The sequence below is a fragment of the Streptococcus sp. HMSC065H07 genome (assembly GCF_001837325.1).
Lineage (GTDB): Bacteria > Bacillota > Bacilli > Lactobacillales > Streptococcaceae > Streptococcus > Streptococcus salivarius_H.
In genome coordinates this window covers 16,789-36,540 of sequence record NZ_KV832043.1, presented here as the reverse complement: position 1 = coordinate 36,540, position 19,752 = coordinate 16,789, and the positions used below count along the sequence as shown (strand labels likewise).

General features: G+C 38.8%; 16 protein-coding genes and 2 pseudogenes. 2 read left to right on the top strand and 16 right to left on the bottom strand.

All coding sequences use genetic code 11. The features are described 5' to 3' along the window. Nucleotides 1-27 precede the first annotated feature (27 nt). On the top strand, nt 28-2,187 hold the full coding sequence (gene nrdE / locus HMPREF2637_RS08665) for a class 1b ribonucleoside-diphosphate reductase subunit alpha (protein WP_021144364.1): 2,160 nt from the start codon (nt 28-30) through the stop codon (nt 2,185-2,187). A gap of 157 nt (nt 2,188-2,344) precedes the next feature. Then, on the top strand, nt 2,345-3,304 hold the full coding sequence (nrdF, locus tag HMPREF2637_RS08660; RefSeq protein ID WP_014634259.1) for a class 1b ribonucleoside-diphosphate reductase subunit beta: 960 nt from the start codon (nt 2,345-2,347) through the stop codon (nt 3,302-3,304). A 91-nt stretch (nt 3,305-3,395) separates the two neighbouring features. On the opposite strand, the gene ileS is transcribed toward nrdF, so the two are convergent. The 16 genes and pseudogenes from ileS to HMPREF2637_RS08585 all read right to left on the bottom strand — a co-directional run bounded on the left by ileS (nt 3,396) and on the right by HMPREF2637_RS08585 (nt 19,725). Continuing rightward, nucleotides 3,396-6,194 (bottom strand): isoleucine--tRNA ligase, encoded by a 2,799-nt coding sequence (gene ileS / locus HMPREF2637_RS08655; RefSeq protein WP_064524710.1) that lies wholly within the window; start codon nt 6,192-6,194, stop codon nt 3,396-3,398. Between the two features lie 241 nt (nt 6,195-6,435). Next, nucleotides 6,436-7,311, bottom strand: a complete 876-nt coding sequence (locus HMPREF2637_RS08650) for a DivIVA domain-containing protein (protein WP_002890673.1) — start codon at nt 7,309-7,311, stop codon at nt 6,436-6,438. A gap of 52 nt (nt 7,312-7,363) precedes the next feature. Further along, nucleotides 7,364-8,167: a YlmH family RNA-binding protein gene (locus HMPREF2637_RS08645; protein ID WP_070839978.1), complete on the bottom strand. Its 804-nt coding sequence runs from the start codon at nt 8,165-8,167 to the stop codon at nt 7,364-7,366. Further along, nucleotides 8,167-8,424, bottom strand: coding sequence for a YggT family protein (locus HMPREF2637_RS08640; RefSeq protein WP_002890670.1), 258 nt, complete (start codon nt 8,422-8,424; stop codon nt 8,167-8,169). Before HMPREF2637_RS08640 ends, HMPREF2637_RS08645 begins: the two co-directional genes overlap by 1 nt. Nucleotides 8,425-8,427: 3 nt before the next feature. Continuing rightward, nucleotides 8,428-9,027 (bottom strand): cell division protein SepF, encoded by a 600-nt coding sequence (locus tag HMPREF2637_RS08635; RefSeq protein ID WP_070839974.1) that lies wholly within the window; start codon nt 9,025-9,027, stop codon nt 8,428-8,430. Nucleotides 9,028-9,031: 4 nt separating this feature from the next. Next, a complete protein-coding gene (locus HMPREF2637_RS08630; RefSeq protein ID WP_037600483.1) occupies nt 9,032-9,715 on the bottom strand; it encodes a YggS family pyridoxal phosphate-dependent enzyme in 684 nt (227 codons plus the stop codon). A gap of 2 nt (nt 9,716-9,717) precedes the next feature. Next, nucleotides 9,718-9,876, bottom strand: a pseudogene (locus HMPREF2637_RS11740) (cell division protein FtsZ); the annotation flags it as partial. A 74-nt stretch (nt 9,877-9,950) separates the two neighbouring features. Further along, a pseudogene (gene ftsZ / locus HMPREF2637_RS08625) lies at nt 9,951-11,040 on the bottom strand (cell division protein FtsZ); the annotation flags it as partial. 28 nt (nt 11,041-11,068) lie between these two features. Beyond that, the gene (gene ftsA, locus HMPREF2637_RS08620) at nt 11,069-12,445 is read right to left on the bottom strand and encodes a cell division protein FtsA (RefSeq protein WP_037600477.1); all 1,377 of its coding nucleotides are present in this window, start codon (nt 12,443-12,445) and stop codon (nt 11,069-11,071) included. A gap of 126 nt (nt 12,446-12,571) precedes the next feature. Beyond that, nucleotides 12,572-13,714, bottom strand: a complete 1,143-nt coding sequence (locus HMPREF2637_RS08615) for a cell division protein FtsQ/DivIB (RefSeq protein ID WP_070839971.1) — start codon at nt 13,712-13,714, stop codon at nt 12,572-12,574. A 9-nt stretch (nt 13,715-13,723) separates the two neighbouring features. Continuing rightward, a complete protein-coding gene (locus tag HMPREF2637_RS08610) occupies nt 13,724-14,794 on the bottom strand; it encodes a UDP-N-acetylglucosamine--N-acetylmuramyl-(pentapeptide) pyrophosphoryl-undecaprenol N-acetylglucosamine transferase (RefSeq protein ID WP_070839967.1) in 1,071 nt (356 codons plus the stop codon). Nucleotides 14,795-14,797: 3 nt separating this feature from the next. Then, complete coding sequence (gene murD / locus HMPREF2637_RS08605; protein WP_064524713.1) at nt 14,798-16,150, bottom strand: UDP-N-acetylmuramoyl-L-alanine--D-glutamate ligase; 1,353 nt, start codon at nt 16,148-16,150, stop codon at nt 14,798-14,800. Nucleotides 16,151-16,277: 127 nt separating this feature from the next. Further along, nucleotides 16,278-16,547: a DUF3165 family protein gene (locus tag HMPREF2637_RS08600; protein WP_064524715.1), complete on the bottom strand. Its 270-nt coding sequence runs from the start codon at nt 16,545-16,547 to the stop codon at nt 16,278-16,280. 19 nt (nt 16,548-16,566) lie between these two features. Next, nucleotides 16,567-18,417, bottom strand: coding sequence for a translational GTPase TypA (typA, locus tag HMPREF2637_RS08595; RefSeq protein ID WP_002884130.1), 1,851 nt, complete (start codon nt 18,415-18,417; stop codon nt 16,567-16,569). Nucleotides 18,418-18,557: 140 nt separating this feature from the next. Further along, nucleotides 18,558-19,526 carry an ROK family glucokinase gene (locus HMPREF2637_RS08590; protein WP_037600464.1) on the bottom strand — a complete coding sequence of 323 codons (969 nt, stop codon included), beginning with the start codon at nt 19,524-19,526 and terminating at the stop codon, nt 18,558-18,560. Further along, on the bottom strand, nt 19,519-19,725 hold the full coding sequence (locus tag HMPREF2637_RS08585) for a YqgQ family protein (RefSeq protein ID WP_002890657.1): 207 nt from the start codon (nt 19,723-19,725) through the stop codon (nt 19,519-19,521). Before HMPREF2637_RS08585 ends, HMPREF2637_RS08590 begins: the two co-directional genes overlap by 8 nt. Nucleotides 19,726-19,752: the final 27 nt, after the last annotated feature.

The following is a 19,752-nucleotide window of genomic DNA, read 5'->3' as shown; positions in this document are numbered from 1 at the left end:
TATTAAACTGAGCCTGGTATCTGTATTATGTCTTTAAAAAATCTTGGCGATGTCTCATACTTCCGCCTCAATAACGAAATTAATCGTCCTGTTAACGGTCAAATTCCTTTGCATAAGGACAAAGAAGCACTTCGTGCCTTCTTCCTTGAAAACGTTAAGCCAAATTCAATGGCATTCAACAGCATCACAGATAAAATTAATTATTTGATTGAGAACGATTATATTGAGTCTGAATTCATCGGTAAATACGAACCTGCTTTCATCGAAAAATTGTCTGCAGAAATTCATTCTCAAAAATTCCGCTTCCAATCTTTCATGGCAGCCTACAAGTTCTACCAACAATATGCCCTCAAAACAAACGATGGCGAGTCTTACCTCGAAAGTATTGAAGATCGTGTTCTATTCAACGCCCTTTACTTTGCTGATGGTGATGAAAAACTAGCTAGTGACCTTGCCAACGAAATGATTCACCAACGTTACCAACCTGCTACTCCTTCATTTTTAAATGCTGGACGTAGTCGTCGTGGTGAACTCGTGTCATGTTTCCTTATTCAAGTAACAGATGACATGAATTCTATCGGACGTTCTATCAACTCTGCCCTCCAGTTATCACGTATTGGTGGTGGGGTAGGTATTAGCCTGTCTAACCTTCGTGAAGCTGGTGCTCCTATCAAAGGATATGCTGGGGCAGCCTCTGGTGTCGTGCCTGTTATGAAGCTTTTTGAAGATAGCTTCTCTTACTCAAACCAACTTGGCCAACGTCAAGGTGCTGGTGTTGTTTATTTGGATGTTTTCCACCCAGATATCCTTGCCTTCCTTTCTACTAAGAAAGAGAATGCTGATGAGAAGGTGCGTGTTAAGACACTATCACTTGGTGTTACAGTTCCAGATAAATTCTACGAGTTGGCACGTAATAATGAAGATATGTACCTCTTCAGTCCTTACTCAGTCGAAAAAGAGTACGGTAAACCATATAACTACATTGATATTACAGCTATGTACGATGAGTTGGTTGCCAATCCAAATATCACAAAAACCAAGATTAATGCCCGTGAGCTAGAAACTGAAATTTCTAAACTCCAACAAGAATCAGGTTATCCATATATCGTCAATGTTGATACAGCCAATCGACACAATCCAATCGATGGTAAGATTATCATGTCCAACCTCTGTTCTGAAATTCTCCAAGTTCAAACACCAAGTGAACTTAACGATGCACAAGAGTTTGTTAAACTCGGTACAGACATTTCATGTAACCTCGGATCAACTAATATCCTTAACATGATGACTTCACCTGACTTTGGTCGTTCGATTAGAGCTATGACACGTGCGCTTACCTTTGTTACAGATAGCTCAAGTATTGATGCTGTTCCATCTATCAAAAATGGTAACCAACAAGCTCATACCTTTGGTTTGGGAGCTATGGGGCTTCACTCTTACCTCGCTAAACACCATATCGAGTATGGTAGCCCTGAATCTGTTGAATTCACTAATATCTACTTCATGCTTATGAACTACTGGACTTTAGTTGAATCTAACAACATTGCCCGTGAACGTCAAGAAACCTTTGTCGGTTTTGAAAAATCAAAATATGCTGATGGTTCTTACTTTGACAAATACGTTACAGGCCAATACGTTCCTAAATCTGACCGTATCAAAGAACTTTTCGATGGCCACTTCATCCCCCAAGCTAAAGATTGGGAAGAGCTCCGTGAACTCGTTAAGAAAGATGGACTCTACCATCAAAACCGTTTGGCTGTTGCGCCAAATGGCTCAATCTCTTACATTAACGACTGTTCGGCTTCTATCCATCCAATCACACAACGTATTGAAGAACGTCAAGAAAAGAAAATCGGAAAAATCTACTATCCAGCCAACGGTCTTTCAACAGACACAATTCCTTTCTACACTTCAGCCTACGACATGGACATGCGTAAAGTTATCGATGTTTATGCCGCTGCAACTGAACACGTTGATCAAGGTTTGTCATTAACCCTATTTTTGCGTAGTGAGTTACCAAAAGAAATTTACGAATGGAAAACAGAAAATAAACAAACGACTCGAGATCTTTCTATCCTTCGTAACTACGCCTTTAACAAGGGAATTAAATCAATCTACTACATCCGTACTTATACAGATGACGGTGAAGAGGTTGGTTCTAACCAATGTGAAAGCTGTGTCATCTAAGATAGTGATTTAACGATAACAACTTCACTAGTCTTATTTACAAAATGCATTAAAAGGTCGGTTCGCCGACTTTTTTAATAGATCAACTCAAAAAACTATATCATGATTTTGAATTATGATAAAATAGTAACGACATCAATAAAGAAAGAGGTTTCTAATGGAAACTTACTACAAAGCCATTAACTGGAATGAAATCGAAGATGCGATTGATAAATCTACTTGGGAAAAATTGACCGAACAATTTTGGCTAGATACACGTATCCCACTTTCAAATGACCTTGATGACTGGCGTAAACTTTCAGCTGAAGAAAAGGATTTGGTTGGAAAAGTTTTCGGTGGTTTAACCTTGCTAGATACCATGCAATCTCAAACTGGTGTTGAAGCCATTCGTGCAGACGTCCGTACACCTCATGAAGAAGCTGTATTGAACAACATTCAGTTCATGGAATCTGTTCACGCGAAATCTTACTCTTCAATCTTCTCAACTTTGAATACTAAATCTGAAATTGAAGAAATTTTCGAGTGGACAAACAGTAACGAATACCTCCAAACCAAGGCGAAAATCATTAACGATATCTATGAAAATGGAACGCCTCTTCAGAAAAAGGTTGCTTCAACATATCTTGAAACATTCCTTTTCTATTCAGGGTTCTTCACTCCACTCTATTATCTTGGTAATAACAAGCTGGCTAATGTCGCTGAAATCATTAAGCTCATTATCCGTGACGAATCTGTTCACGGAACCTATATTGGCTATAAATTCCAACTAGGGTTCAACGAATTGACTGAAGAAGAGCAAGAAAGTTTCCGTGAATGGATGTATGATCTTCTCTACCAATTGTATGAAAATGAAGAGCTCTACACTAAATCTCTTTATGATGGTGTTGGATGGACTGAGGAAGTTATGACTTTCCTTCGTTACAACGCCAACAAGGCTCTCATGAACCTGGGACAAGATCCACTCTTCCCAGATAGTGCGAACGATGTTAACCCAATCGTTATGAATGGTATTTCTACAGGAACATCTAACCACGACTTCTTCTCTCAAGTTGGTAATGGTTACCTTCTAGGGACTGTTGAAGCCATGCAAGACGATGATTATAACTACGGACTATAAGAAAAAACTAGCTGGGCTAGTTTTTTTATTGTGTTCAATACTATATTCGAAAAACAAACAGAAAAAGAGTTCAAGTTGAACTCTTTTTATTTTATTTTGCTTTTACTTCAAAACCTTCTGCGACACCTTCAGCAAAGTTTTCTTCAACAATGCTAGCACAGTGATCACAGATAGTCGCATTGTAGCTACGTTCTTTGGTAGTTGGATCGATACGACGGCAACGATCACAGACATCACCTTCAGCACGTTCTACTGTGAATGCTACACCTTCAAAGCTTACAGCAGATTCAGGAGCATCTCCTTCAGCAATAGTCAATGCTGAAACAATCAAAAGTTGAGCAAGGTTAGTGTTCAAACCTTCAAGAAGTTCTTTGACTTCAGCATTAGGATAGATTGTCAAATGAGCTTCAAGTGATTTACCGATAACTTTTTCGTTACGCGCTTCTTCCAAAGCTTTTTGAGCTTGGCCACGGAAATCCATGAAGGCATTCCATTTTTCAAGAAGTGCATCTTGACCAGCGAAATCTTCTGCTTCTGGCAACTCTGACAATTGAACATAGTCTTCTGTTTCAAATTCAAGATATGACCAAATTTCTTCTGCAGTGTGAGGAAGGATTGGAGTCAATAGTTTTGTAATCTTGACAAGAATATCGTAGAAGACTGTTTGCATTTGACGACGTTCAAGTGATTCTGCACTTTCAATGTAAACCACATCTTTGGCAAAATCAAGATAGAAAGCAGACAACTCAACGTTAATAAAGTTAACCAAGGCTTTGTAGATAGTTAAGAATTCAAAGTTTGCATAGGCATCACGAATAGTCTTAACTAATTGGTTAAATCGAATAGTCATGTACTGATCTACAGAACGCAAGTCTTCAAAGGCTACTGCATCAGTTGTTGGATTGAAGTCAGATGTATTGGCAATCAAGAAACGAAGTGTGTTACGAATCTTACGATAAGATTCTGATACTTGGCTAAGGATATCCATTGAGATACGAACGTCATTAGTTGTATCAACACTTGTTACCCAAAGACGAAGAATTTCAGCACCAAATTGTTTCTCAACATCACTAGGAGCAATAGTATTACCGAGGGATTTAGACATCTTTTCACCCTTACCATCAAGCGCAAAACCTTGAGACAAGAGTTGTTTATATGGTGCAACACCATTATTGGCAACAGATGTGATAAGTGATGAGTTAAACCATCCACGGTATTGGTCTGAACCTTCAAGATAAAGGTCAGCTGGATAAGTCAACTCAGGACGGTTAACAACGACACCATTCCATGATGAACCTGAGTCAAACCATACGTCCATAATGTCAGTTTCTTTAGTAAACTCACCATTTGGTGAACCCGGATGTGTAAAGCCTTCTGGAAGAAGATCTTTGGCATCACGTTCCCACCAGATAACTGAACCGTGCTCTTCGAAAAGTTTAGCCACATGTTCGATTGTTTCTTCAGTCATGATTGGTGTTTTATCTTCAGCATAGAAGATTGGGAGAGGCACACCCCAAGCACGCTGACGAGAGATTACCCAGTCACCACGGTCACGAATCATGTTGTAGAGACGAACTTTCCCCCACTCAGAATGGAATTTAACTTTTTCAATCTCATCCAAAATCTCTTGACGGAATTTAGAAACAGAGGCAAACCATTGTGGCACAGCACGCCAGATGATTGGTTTCTTCGTACGCCAGTCAAATGGGTATGAGTGTGAGATTTCTTCTTTAGCAAGGAGCAAATCACCGAGTTTTTCCATAACGATTGGCGCCACTTTATCGTAGAACTGACCTTCAAAATCAGGACCAGCATTTTCCATCATGATACCACGCTCATTAACGGTTACGGCAACTTCAAGGCCATTAGCGATACCTACGTTATAGTCATCCTCACCAAAACCAGGAGCCGTATGGACGATACCTGTACCTGAATCAGTAGTAACGTGATCACCAAGGATAACAAGCTCATCAACTTCTGTATCCCATGGGTGTTCAGTGACGATTTGATTCAATTCTTCACCACGGTATGACTGAAGTACTTCCACATCAGTCCAACCAAATTTCTCAGAAAGACTATTAAGTAATTCAGAAGCAACGACAAATTTTCGGTTTTCTCCGGCAGGTTTTACGAGAACGTATTCAATATCAGCACCAACAGTCAAACCACGTGAAGCTGTTACTGTAAATGGTGTTGTTGTCCAAACTACGATATATGTATCTGTGTCTAGTACTCCTCTACCATCCTTAACCTTATTGGCATAGTAAAGTGAGGTTGAAACTAAATCATGGTACTCGATTTCTGCTTCAGCAAGTGCTGACTCTGATGACCATGACCAATAAACTGGTTTTGCACCTTGATAGATGTAACCTTTTTTAGCCATCTCACCAAAGACACGGATTTGTGCAGCTTCATAGTCTGGTGTCAAAGTAACATATGGATTATCCCAATCAGCCGAAACACCAAGACGTTTGAAATCTTCACGTTGTTTGTCAACTTGTGAAAGTGCATAATCGCGACACATCTTAAGATATTCAGCACGATCAAGTTCTTTACGTTTCACACCTTGTTTTGCCAACACTTGTTCAATTGGAAGACCATGCGTATCCCAACCAGGAACGTAAGGAGCATAGAAACCAGACATTGATTTTGAACGCACAATGATATCCTTAGAAATTTTATTCATCGCATGTCCAACGTGAATATTACCATTGGCATAGGGAGGACCATCATGAAGAGTGAAGTGAGGTTTACCTTGGTTCAACTCTTGACGACGTTGATACATGTTAGCATCTTCCCACTCTTTTTGCCAGATTGGTTCTTTGTTAGGAAGTCCAGCTCGCATTGGAAAGGCTGTCTTACCTAGATTTAAGGTTTCTTTGAGTTTCATTATATCTCCTCTTTAATTTACTAAATAAAAAGAGCCTTCATCAAAAAGGACGAAAGCTCGTGGTACCACCTTAATTCAGAGCAAAAGAATTTGCTCCCTCATATGTCCGTAAGGAGGACCATCCTTCTAACTTACTTATTTTCAGTTAGAATGCTTGAAAATGATAACTATCCAAATAGGGAATGTGGGACTCACACCATCTCCCACTCGCTGTTAATATACTTGGTAAGTTGTATTTTTCTTATTCGCTAATATTCAATTTAAACGTTTGTGTTTCGTTTAGATTAATTTCACCTGTTGTCTCAGGTTGCAAATCAAAATCTTCATCTACTGGTGCTGAAGTTGGGAAATCTGCCACTTCACTCTCGAAAGTGTCTGGAATACCAAACTCAACTGGAGTTGAAACAACTTCGTTTGTTTCATCAACTTCTGGACTAGAGAAATCTTCAACTTGCTTATTACTTTCAGCAACGCGACGTTGAAGTTCAGCCATTTCATCAGGAGTGAATTGACGAGTTGCATCAAATGAAGCTGCATCATTTGAATCAGGTACATGCTCATCCAAAACTTTTTCAACAACTTCTTTAAAGGCAGCATCTGAATTTTGAAGATAAATAGCTGTTGGTTGCAACAATTCACCCCATTCTGGAGCACTTGCTAAGCTAAGCTGACCTTCAACTGCAGCCAATAGGCGTTGGTGGAAGACACGACTTTGACGTTTAAGTTCTTCTGTTTCGATGGCAACACGTTTGGCTTCATCTGTTGCATCACGAAGAATTTCAGATGCCTTAGATTTAGCTTCTTCAACCAAATGAGTAGCATTGAAGTTAGCCTTATTAATCAAGTTAGCTGATTCGTCAGCCGCTGAAGCTTTAACTTTTTCTGCTGTTTCTTGAGCCAAAATAACTGATTGACTCAATGATTCTTTCATTTCATCAAAATAAGCCAATTTTTCTTCAAGCTCTTTTACACGAGCAGCAAGTTCACGATTGTCACGAACTAAATCTTCATAATCGTCTACAATAATATCAAGAAATTCATCAACTTCTTGCTCATTATATCCACGAAATTTAGTTGTAAACTGTTTATCTTTAATATCAAGTGCTGTAATAGCCATTACAGGCCTCCTTTATTTTTCATTACCATATTTAATGGTTTAAATTAAATAACTACTTTTTTCTCCGTCTTAACAGACTTTCAATAACGATTTTAGCTTTCCCGGACTTTGAAAATCCGTCTTGTTGAGCTAGTCGAAATCGACCATAACCTCTAACCGAAATCATATCACCAATAATAACTGCCTGATCAGCCTTCTCAACTTGTCTATAATTTAATTTTACTTTTCCTGAAGCAATAAGTTTTAAGGCGTTAGAACGAGATAAGTTTAATACCGTCGCTAACACATTATCAAGACGCATACTGGAAAGTAAGACAAAAGTTTTTGAGTACTTTTCTTGATTTGAAATCCAATCGTCTTTACTTACTTCTTTTAGAATAACCGAAACATTACCAATCTTAGTAATAGTCATTATCGCATAACTTGCTAAATGAGAAGCAATGTAAAATTGAACGCGTCCTTCTTCATCAAGAATAATATCTCCAAATACTTGACGATCAAGACCAAGCTGATTAATCAGAGCTCCCAAAACTTTTGGGTGTGTCAATTTATTGAACTGTCTCGCATATGAGATCTCTAATCGTTTAATTTCAAAGTCATCTTCTTCAAGCTCGTAATATTCGGGAGCAAGTATCACTCTTCCATACTCTTCAGATTCAAGATTTGAACTCACAAAAAATTTTAAATTGTAATAATGAGCCAACTCTTCAACAATCTGAATTTCACGAGGATTCAAGAAATCAGTTAAGTAAGGACTGTACCTCTCATCAACTAAATGACAAAATCCCCTAACCTTCTCTAGAAAAGGCCGTTCACCTAACGAGTAATGCTGTTCAATTTTTTTAATATCTGACATCAGAGTAGAATAAATCTAAGAATTCTAAGTGAAAAGTTTAGTAGAAGTACAATTACGATTATTGAAAAATCAATACCAGCAAAAGCTAAATTCAGGCGACGAAATGGTGCGAGAATCGGTTGAACAATTTGTCTAATGATTCTTCCAAGGCTAGTATCATAAGCTCCTGGAAACCAGGATAACAAAGCATAGACTACAAGAAGAATCTCTATCACGTTAACAACACGTGCCCAAATAACATAAAGTAATACAGACATCACTTAACGTCTCTTCATGTCGAAGTCGAAATTAGCTTCTTGGTTGCCGTGAGCCAAACCAATCTCTTCAATGTCAACTACGACATTAATTGGCGTAAGCAAATACATTGAAGAGCCAACTTTTTGCAAGTTGCCTGTAAGTACCTTGCTAGCACCATCAATAAAGTCAAGACAACGACGAGCTTGCGCTTCCAACATATATTGAAAATCGATTAGAACACATTCATTTTCAATCAATAGTTCTACAATTTCCTGAGCATCTTCATACTTTTTAGGATATTTAATTGCAATTGTTGTTTTAGTTGTATTCATTTGTTGTGGTCCCTGATTTGCTTGTGAACGACTCAGAGGTAAACTACGAAGGACTTGAGTTTCCTGTAAGTCTGAATTAACATGTTGGCGACGAGGAGGGACTGTTGCCTGAGAACGCTCAGGTTGACGTTGCTGACGAGGAGGTGGTGTCTGCACAGATCTCTGTGCTTTTACTGGACGTGCTTTTACTGGACGTGCTTTAGCCTCTTCTTTAGCAGCATCTTCATAATCTGTTACTTCGTCGGTATCAAAATATGAAACAATTTTATCAATTGCGTCTTTTAATGCCATAAGGTTATTCTCCGTTCTCTTTAAAGAATGCACTGCCTATTCTGACAAAGGTTGATCCATTCTGAATAGCCATGTCATAGTCTCGACTCATCCCCATGCTTAACTGATCACAAGGAACATTCTTTAGTTTTTTCTCTTGAATTGATTGTCTAAGCTCATTTGTCTCAGAAAAAATCTTATCAAGTTCTTGAGCATCTGCATCAATTGGAGCCATAGTCATTAGTCCAACGATACAAATCTTATCAAGATTTTCAATTTGTTTTAGAACAGTATCAAGTTCTTCAGCTGAAAAACCATGTTTTGATTCCTCCCCTGAAACGTTAACTTGTAGGAAGCAATTAATAGTATGGTCGGCACGCTTTTGAATTTCCTCTGCTAATTTAACAGAATCCAAAGCATGAAAATAATCAACTAAATTAATAACATCCTTTACTTTACGACGTTGCAAGGTACCAATAAGGTGCCAAGTCAAATCATAATTTTTTAAAGCTTGATACTTATCTAAGAATTTATCAACGCGATTTTCAGCAATGTGCTTAATTCCCGTTTGAACCAATTCTTCAGCGACATCACTTGAAACATATTTGGTTACGGCAATAATATTGACTTCATCACTAGAGCGATTAGCCCTTTCACATGCTTCTTTTACCGCTTGATAAACATTATTTTTATTCTCTTCTATAGTCATTATTAACGATTTTTAAAGAATGGTGGTGTCTCCAATTCATCATCATCTTCAACATCACTTGAGAATGTAGACATAGTCAATTGACTATCTAGTTGACCAGTTTCAGGACGAGAAATATTATCACGTCTCAAATCCCAATTACCAAAAGCTGACTGCTCTTGTTGAGGAGCTGCCGCTGCAGGACGAACTCCTGGTTGTGGCATTGAAGGTGTTTCATTATAGTCAAAATTTGGTTGACGTTCAAATGAAGGTTGAGAGACTGGACGTTGTTCTTCTTGAACAACTTGTTGAGTAGGAGCTGATGGTTGTGAAGGAGCTGTAGTCACTTTACGTGGTTGAGCTTTGATACCAGATGCTTTTTCAGCACGATCTTGGCGAACACCAGTTGCAACAACTGTTACACGGATTTCATCTTTCAATGTATCATCGATTGATGTACCAAGCCAAATGTTAACACCATTACCAGCTGCTTGGCCAACAATTTCAGAAGCTTCTTCTGCTTCCGTAAGCGTCATATCAAGACCACCAGTTACGTTAACGATAACATCTTCTGCACCATCAATAGTAGTTTCAAGAAGTGGTGAATAGATGGCTTTGCGTGCAGCTTCAACAATACGTTCTTCACCAGACCCAATACCGATACCCATAAGTGCATTACCTTTATTGGCCATAACTGTTTTCACATCGGCAAAGTCGAGGTTAATCAAACCTGGGTTAGTGATAAGGTCTGTAATACCTTGGACCCCTTGACGAAGAACATTATCTGCTTCACTAAGAGCTTCAAGAAGAGGTGTTTTCTTATCAACGATTTCAAGAAGGTTATTGTTAGAGATAATAAGAAGGGTATCAACTTGCTCACGCAACTCTTGAATCCCTTCGACAGCAAAGGCACCACGTTTGTTACCTTCAAATCCAAATGGACGTGTCACAACTGCAACTGTCAATGCACCCAAACTTTTCGCAATACGTGCAATAACTGGTGCTGCCCCTGTACCAGAGCCACCACCCATACCAGCAGTGATAAAGACCATATCAGCTCCTGTAAGTGCTTCTGTAAGTGTTTCTTCACTTTCTTCAGCTGCCTTACGACCAACTTCAGGTTGACCTCCGGCACCTAGGCCACGAGTCAATTTAGGACCCAATTGGATTACTGTTTCTGCTTTAGAAGAACTGAGTGCTTGAATATCAGTATTAGCTGCAATAAATTCAACACCAGCAAGACCTTCTTCAATCATTCGGTTGATAGCGTTTCCGCCACCTCCACCGACACCGATAACTTTAATTACCGCACCTTGAACTGATGCGCTATCAAATGAAAAACTCATTTTATTTCCTCGCTTTTACTAGATTCAATTAATCAAACATACTGCCGAAAATTCCACGAACACGATCACCAAGTTTTTGTTTTTGTTCATGATTTTCTTCTTCAACTGGCAGAGGTACCTCAATAGTGTTCTCAACAGGAATAGGATTTGGTTGAGGAGCCACTCGAGGTGCTGGAGCAGGAGTTCTATCAAAACTCAAGGAAGGAGCCTCATTGTCGATTGGTTTACGACGTAGATACTCTTCACCAGACACAGCCTGTTGCGCGATGATGTCAACTTCTGTAAGAAGACCAACATACTCAACAAGACTAATCACATTTGCAAACATTGGATTACGGATACCAACTTGGTTTGGCACGTAAAGTTTAACATTTGTTTCAAAAATCTCTTGAGCAACTTCAACCACACCTGGCATGATAGCTGTTCCACCTACAAGGACAATGCCACCAGGCAAATCAAGTAGACGTCCTCGAGTCAAGTCTTGTTTAACTCTATCAAGGATATGCTTCACACGAGCTGAGATAATCTCAGCAAGGTATTTTTCTGTAATTTCAACAGGTGAATTCTCACCTACAACCTCTACTTGGACAGTTTCTGTTTCGCTTGCTTCTTCAATATCTGCATTACCAAAATTGAACTTAAGCGCTTCAGCAATCTGCATTGAAGTCTTCAAAACTTTTGAAATATCCTTAGTGATGTACTCGCCACCTTCAGAATAAATATTGGTAAATTGAAGTTCTTGAGCACGCATGCTTGCAACAGTTGTTTGACCGCCACCCATATCAATAACAGTAGCACCAAACTCACGTTCACCTTCATTCAGAACAGCACGTGTCATTGCAAGAGGAGAGATGATAATATTCTCTACTTGAATACCAGCACGTTCAACTGTCTTACGAAGGTTGTGAAGAATTGTTGTTGGTCCTGTATAAATGAGACCTCTCATTTCAAGACGAATCCCCATCATTCCACGAGGATCACGAATTCCTTGGAAGCCATCAACAATAAACTCTTCAGGAACTAGTGAGATAACCTCACGCTCAGGTGTAATGCTCTTTGTCAAGGCTGAGCGAACAACACTTTCAACATCTTCATCTTTGATTTCTTTTGATTCACTTGTTACAGGTATCATACCTTGTGTAGGCTCAATTTGAAGAAGATTAGCTGGAAGCCCAACGTTCACTTGCTCAATAACAATCCCAGCTTTTTCCTCTGCTTGTTCAATAGCTGTTTTGATTGTTTTCGCTGCAGCGTCAATGTCAACAATGATGCCATCTTTCACACCAGAACTCTTAACATTACTTACACCGATGACATTCATTGATCCATCAATAAACTCAGCAACAAGAACCTTAATCGAGCTAGTTCCTATATCTAATCCTGTAAAAAAGCCATCTCTAGCCATTCACTCGACCTCTCAATCTTTCCATTCAATATCTTTGTAAACTGTATAAAAACAGAATTATTCGGATACTATTGTACCATAAAAAAACGTAAAATGTCAGCATTTTACGTTTTTTATTATTCAATATTAGCCTTGGGCAGGGGAAGGACGAAGAGTTGTTTCTTGACCAACAGTTGGATTTTTCTGTCCTTGAATACCCGGATTTTCAGAATTAGACTCTTCCTCAGAATGCTGTTCAGTTGATGTTGTAGTATCTTGATCTTCTTCAGAAGTTGTATTTTCATCCTTTTTATCAGTCTTATCTTTGTCTTTCTTTTTATCCCCATCAGTTTTTGATGATTCAACCTCAGGAGTCGTTGTATAAAGTCCAACTTCCATATCAACAATACTTCCATCTGAAAGTTGGTTCTTAATTTTCTCGTAGTAAGGGAGCTTAACCGTTAATTGAGAAAGAGGAACACGAATGGAATTGCCATCATACAGCTCAATCGTTAGTAAATCTGAAGTTGCTTTAGTTGGCGTAAGATTAATAATTTGAATATTATTCTTGATTTTTGAATCAAGTTTATTTAATTCTTTTACTAAATCTTCGATTTTCTTCTCGTCATCCATCTTTAAAGTGATGAATTTATCAGGTAGATTGCTAGTTGAAACCGTTCCTCCTGTCTTACCACTTTCAAGAATAGAAACATAACCATTTGTAGTTTGACGATAAGCAACAATTGGGTATTCTTTTACTGCAATATTAAATTGATTTGGAAAACTATAAGTTACTGTAGCCTTTTTAACCCAAACATTGGTTTTTTCAACAGTTGATGCAATCTTTCCTTGGTTGAAAAAGACATGAGTGATATAGTCTGTATCAAGAATTCCACTTGCAACTTTCACATCTTCTGGTAGAGCATTTTTTGTTCCTGATACAGTGAGAAACTTTTGTTTTGACCAAGGTGAAATAAAGAAAAGTGAAAATACGATTAGGAGTGCAGCGATAAAAATAACTAGTCCCGCAAGATTTTGTTGTGCAATTGGAATATTACTACTCGTATTCCCTTTTTTTCGTTTCTTCTTTTTGGTCCTTTTTTTCTTTTTAACCTTCTTTTTCACTGATGGTTGGCTCTCATTTGAAGTCGCTCCTTCTGGATGAACGACCTTTCCATTCGTAAATTCTTCAGAATCTTCGGTTTCTTTTTTTCTCAAAAATTCGAGGTTTCTCTTCTGCCACTCTGTGAGAACTTGTTTTTCTTGTGATTCTTGATCCTTTTTTGCCATGAAATTCCTTTATTTTTTTGAAATACTAGTCACTAATAGGTTATAAAAATCATCAGGAGAAGTAATTTCCTCAGATTTAGCCATAGCTTCTTTGTAAGTCTCTGCATGTTCAACAAGTTGTTCAAACTCATGATTTAAGGTTTCCCAACTTAACTCTGCTTCCTGTAATTGACGTGCGTAACCTTTTCGTTCAAAATAGGCAGCATTTTCAAGTTGGTCTCCTCGGCTAGCTTCTTTCCCTAAAGGAATAATTAAATGAAGTTTTTTCATAGCTAACAATTCAAAAATCGTATTTGAACCACCACGAGTGACAACTAAATCTGCCGTATCCATAAGAGGTTGATACAAATCTGTCACATAATCAACTCTATAAAGATGACGTTCTAAGGTATTCAATGAAGAGTCCCCAGAAATATTAATGACATTATATTTTTCAGTCAGTTGTGGAGTATTACTAATAAAATCATTAAATACCTTTGCACCAGCTGATCCACCTATGAAAAGGACAGTTTTTAACTTGTCATCAAACTGTACTTTAATCTTATCCAGAGCATCAGACTGATTGGACGTTGCCATCCCTACCTTTGTAATAGCACCTATATGTTTTGTCTTCGCCAATCCTTTAGATTGTTCAAAAGTCGTAAACATAGTAGTCGCAAATTTATAGGCAATCTTATTGGCCAAGCCCATAGAAAGATCAGACTCATGCACATATACAGGAACGCCTAATAACTTAGAAGCAATTACCGGTGGCACTGAGACAAATCCACCTTTTGAAAAGAGTGCTTGAGGACGAATCTTGGCAATAATTGCAATTGACTGTAGAATCCCCCAACCAACTTTAAAGACATCCAACATATTTTGCCATGAGAAATAACGACGTAGTTTACCTGTAGCAATACTATGGAATGTCACATCCAAGCCAGATTTATCAATTTGCTCGTGTTCAATTCCGTGCTTATCACCAATATAGTGCACTTCCCATCCATCTTTTAGAAATTTTGGAATTAAGATAAGATTTAAAGTCACATGTCCAACAGTTCCACCACCGGTAAAAACAATTTTTTTCGCTTTTGCCATAGCCTATCCCTTCAATTGCTCAACAGTTGTGATAAATTCGTCACCACGCACTTCGAAATTCTTGTACATATCCCAGCTTGCATTTGCAGGGCTCAACAAGACAACATCTCCTGCACTGGCTTGATCAAAAGCAATACGTGTCGCATCTGCCACATCTTTGGCATCAAGATAAGTTACTCCTGCTTTATCAGCAGCACGCTTGACACGAGGAGCTGATTCCCCTAAAATCACCATTTTCTTAAGACCGGTAATGTCAGGAATGAGTTCATCAAATTCATTACCACGGTCCAAACCACCAGCAATCAAAATGACTTTACTATTATCAAAACCAGAAAGTGCTTTTTGTGTCGCTAAAATATTAGTTGACTTACTATCATTATAGAATTTCACTTCATCGATAGTATCAACGAATTGGAGACGGTGCTTAACACCACCAAAACTTGCGAGGGTTTCCTTTATAGCTTGGTTTGAAATACCTGACAATTTTGCTACAGCTATAGTTGCCAAGGCATTTTCAACATTGTGACTACCAGGAACGCCAATTTCATCAGCTCGCATCACTAATTCACCTTTGAAGTAAAGAGCACCATTTTCAAGATAGGCACCATCTACTTTTTCCACTGTTGAGAATGAAACTACTTGTGCCTTAGTTTGTGTAGCTAATTCCTTAGCTAAATCTTGATTGAAGTTCAAAACAACAAAATCATCCACAGTCATTTGATTTTGAATATTCCACTTAGCAGCCACATATGCTTCAAAACTACCATGATAGTCAATATGTGTCGGCATCAAGTTAGTAATCACAGCAATATGTGGATGGAAGCTGTCAATCCCCATCAATTGGAAAGAAGACAATTCCATAACTAAGGTATCTTGATTAGTTACTGACTGTGCAACTTCTGACGCAGGGAAACCAATATTCCCAGACAAGACACCTGATTTACCACCATGATTTAGGACATCAGCAATCATAGTTGTCGTTGTTGTCTTACCATTTGACCCTGTAATACCGATAATAGGTGCTTCAGATACTAGATAGGCCAATTCCACTTCAGTCCAAACCGGAATACCTTTTTCTAGTGCACGAGCTACCATTGGATTGTCATAACGAATTCCAGGATTTTTCACCATTAATTCAAAATTTTCATCCAAAAGTTCAAGAGGATGTCCGCCGCAAACAACCTTAATGCCTTCTTCAAGAAGGGCTTGGGCCGATGGATTTTCCTCAAATGGTTTACCATCATTTACTGTGACAATAGCACCCAACTTAGCCAATAGGCGAGCAGCTGCTTCACCAGATTTAGCCAAGCCAAGGACCAAAACTTTTTTATTTTCAAATTGTGTTACTGATTTCATAATTCGTCCATTCTCTCAAATTGTATCATAATCATTTTACCCTTTATCCCAAGCTATTTCAAGGAGTTACCTCTTCTTGGTAAAAGAAAAAGCCAATCTATCAGACTGACTTTTAATCTCATGCTACTTATTTATCTTCATGCTCAGCTTTTTCATGATTAAGGTCCGACATGGCGAAAAAATCTTTCAAGGTGAAATAGCTCAATACAAGCATTCCAACTGTAACAAAGAACTCACCAGGTAGGCTGAAGAATTTAATAATTGATAGCACTGCCAAAAGTAGGAGCAATGCTAAGGTAGCCATGACAAAGAGAAGATTCATGGTGTTTTTTACCGACTTTGGTGCAATAAAGAAATAGAATGATGCAATCAATACAGCAACAATCAGATAAAACATCTCTTCTCCTCTCTATATATTATTCAGCTTCTGCTGCTTTTTTCTTACGTTTATTGGCTTTATCACGCTCTGCTTTATTCAAAATTTGTTTACGCAAGCGGATAGATTCAGGCGTTACTTCCATGTATTCATCATCATCCAAGAATTCAAGTGATTCTTCAAGAGTCAAGATACGTGGAGTCTTGATAACAGCCGTTTGGTCCTTAGTTGCTGAACGCACGTTTGTCATTTGTTTTGCTGTAGTGATATTGACACCAAGGTCATTTTCACGAGCATTTTCACCAACAATCATACCTTCATAAACTTCAGTACCTGGGTTAACAAAGATTGTACCACGTTCTTCAATACGCATAATTGAGTAAGTTGTCGCTTTACCTGTATCGATAGAAACGAGGGCACCACGGTGACGTCCACCAATTTCACCAGCAACAACTGGCAAGTATTGGTCGAAGGTATGGTTCATGATACCGTAACCACGTGTCATAGACAAGAATTCAGTAGAGAATCCGATAAGTCCACGAGCTGGTACAAGGAAGATAAGGCGAGTTTGACCGTTACCAACCATTTGCATATCAAGCATGTCACCTTTGCGTTCTGAAAGGGCTTGGATGATAGAACCTTGGTACTCTTCTGGAGTATCAATTTGAACACGTTCAAATGGCTCACATTTCACGCCATCAATTTCTTTGATGATAACTTCTGGACGAGACACTTGAAGTTCGTATCCTTCACGACGCATTGTTTCAATAAGGATAGACAAGTGCAATTCACCACGACCTGATACAGTCCATTTATCTGGAGAATCAGTTGGATCAACACGAAGAGAAACGTCTGTTTGCAACTCTGCCAAAAGACGCTCTTCAACCTTACGTGATGTCACGTGTTTACCTTCACGGCCGGCAAACGGTGAGTTATTCGCCAAGAAAGTCATTTGAAGTGTTGGTTCGTCAATACGAAGAACTGGCAATGGTTCAACAGCATCAGTTGGTGTAATTGTTTCACCAACGAAGATGTCTTCCATACCTGAGATGGCAATCAAATCACCAGCTTTTGCTTCTTCAATTTCACGACGTTCCAAACCAAAGAAACCGAAAAGTTTAGTAACACGGAAGTTCTTTGTTGTTCCGTCAAGTTTTGAAAGGGTAACTTGGTCACCAACTTTTACAGTTCCACGGAAGATACGTCCAATACCGATACGACCAACAAAATCATTGTAGTCAAGAAGCGACACTTGGAATTGAAGAGGCTCATCTGAGTTATCTACAGGAGCTGGGATGTGATCAATAATAGTGTCAAAGATTGGAGCCATAGTGTGCTCTTGATCAGCAGGGTTATCTGACAATGATGATGTACCGTTAATCGCTGACGCATACACAACTGGGAATTCCAACTGATCATCATCGGCACCAAGCTCGATGAAGAGTTCAAGAACCTCATCAACAACTTCTTCCGGACGTGCTGATGGTTTATCAATCTTGTTAACAACAACGATAGGTGTCAAGTTTTGCTCAAGCGCTTTTTTCAGCACAAAACGTGTTTGAGGCATTGTACCTTCGTAGGCATCGACAACAAGGACAACCCCATCAACCATTTTCATGATACGTTCAACTTCTCCACCGAAGTCCGCGTGACCTGGTGTATCCATGATGTTGATACGTGTACCGTTATAAGCAACTGCTGTATTTTTGGCAAGAATTGTAATTCCACGTTCTTTTTCAAGATCGTTTGAGTCCATTGCACGCTCATCAAGCTCTTTACGCTCATCAAGAGTGTGTGATTGTTTCAACAATTCATCAACAAGTGTTGTTTTACCGTGGTCAACGTGGGCAATGATGGCTACGTTACGGATATCTTCTCTAAGTTTAGTCATTTTTTCCTCTTTAATTTTTATTTCAACTTTTAAAGTATACCACATTTTCAACAAAATGGCAGAGCTCAGCTGATTGTAAACGTTTTTCAACAAGAAAAAGGTGCTGTCCACCTATAATTGGTCAGACACACCTTCTGTCATTAGTTATCAATTGTAAGTGCAAGACTAGCAGCTCCAATAATACCAGCATCATTTCCAAGCTCTGCTAATTTCACTTTTGTTGTACGGCGAACTTGTGGGAATGCATAACGTGTAAAGTATCCTTCAACACGGCTACGCAAGAATTCACCAGCTGCTGAAACACCACCACCGATTACAACTGAATCTGGGTTAAGAATGTTTGAAATGTTTGCTGTTGCAAGTCCGAGGTATTGAGAGACTTTATCAACAATGCTATTAGCAAACTTATCACCTTCAGCAGCAGCTACGAAGATATCTTTACTTGTCACTTGCTCACCATTATCTACAGCAGCTTTAATAGAAGAGTTCCCTTCGTATCCTTCTGCCAAATGACGTGCTAAACGTACAACACCTGTTGCTGAAGCTACAGTTTCCAAACACCCCTTGTTTCCGCATGTACATTCAAATCCTGTTTCAGGTTCAACAATAATGTGACCAATTTCACCACCAGCACCGGCAACACCATGAATTAAATTACCATCAGCGATAACACCGCCACCAACACCTGTACCCAATGTTACAAAGACAACATCTGGATTGTTAGCACCAGCACCAACCCAACGTTCCCCCAGTGCAGCCACATTAGCATCATTATCAATAGCGAATGGAATACCAAGTTCTTTTTCAATGACAGAGCCAACTTCTTGAGTTTCTGCCCAGTTCAAGTTAAAAGCACCCGTTACTGTTTTATTTTCACGGTCAACTGCACCTGGAGATCCCATACCAATTCCAATGAAGTCTTCAGCAGTAAGTCCATACATTTCCAAACGGTGTTTCAAGGATTCAACAATGTTAGGAACGATGTGGCGACCATTTTCAAGCGTATTTGTCTCAATAGCCCATTTTTCTTGCACTTCACCTTCCGAAGTCAAAATACCAAACTTAACAGTTGTTCCACCAAGGTCAATTCCTAAGAGTTTTTTAGCCATTTTCTTTCTCCATTTCAATGCGATGTTCACGTCGTAAAATCATTTCAGCAGTAAGATAGTTGTCCTTGTCCACTAAACCATTCTGATAGAGGGCTTCTAATTCAATCTTCATCATTTCGATATCATAGAGCCTTTTCCCTAGGTAAACCACTATGCCAAACTGTTTCAACAACTGTTGAACATCATATAAAGTTTTCATAGCAATATTTTAGCAAAAAGCTTCTGC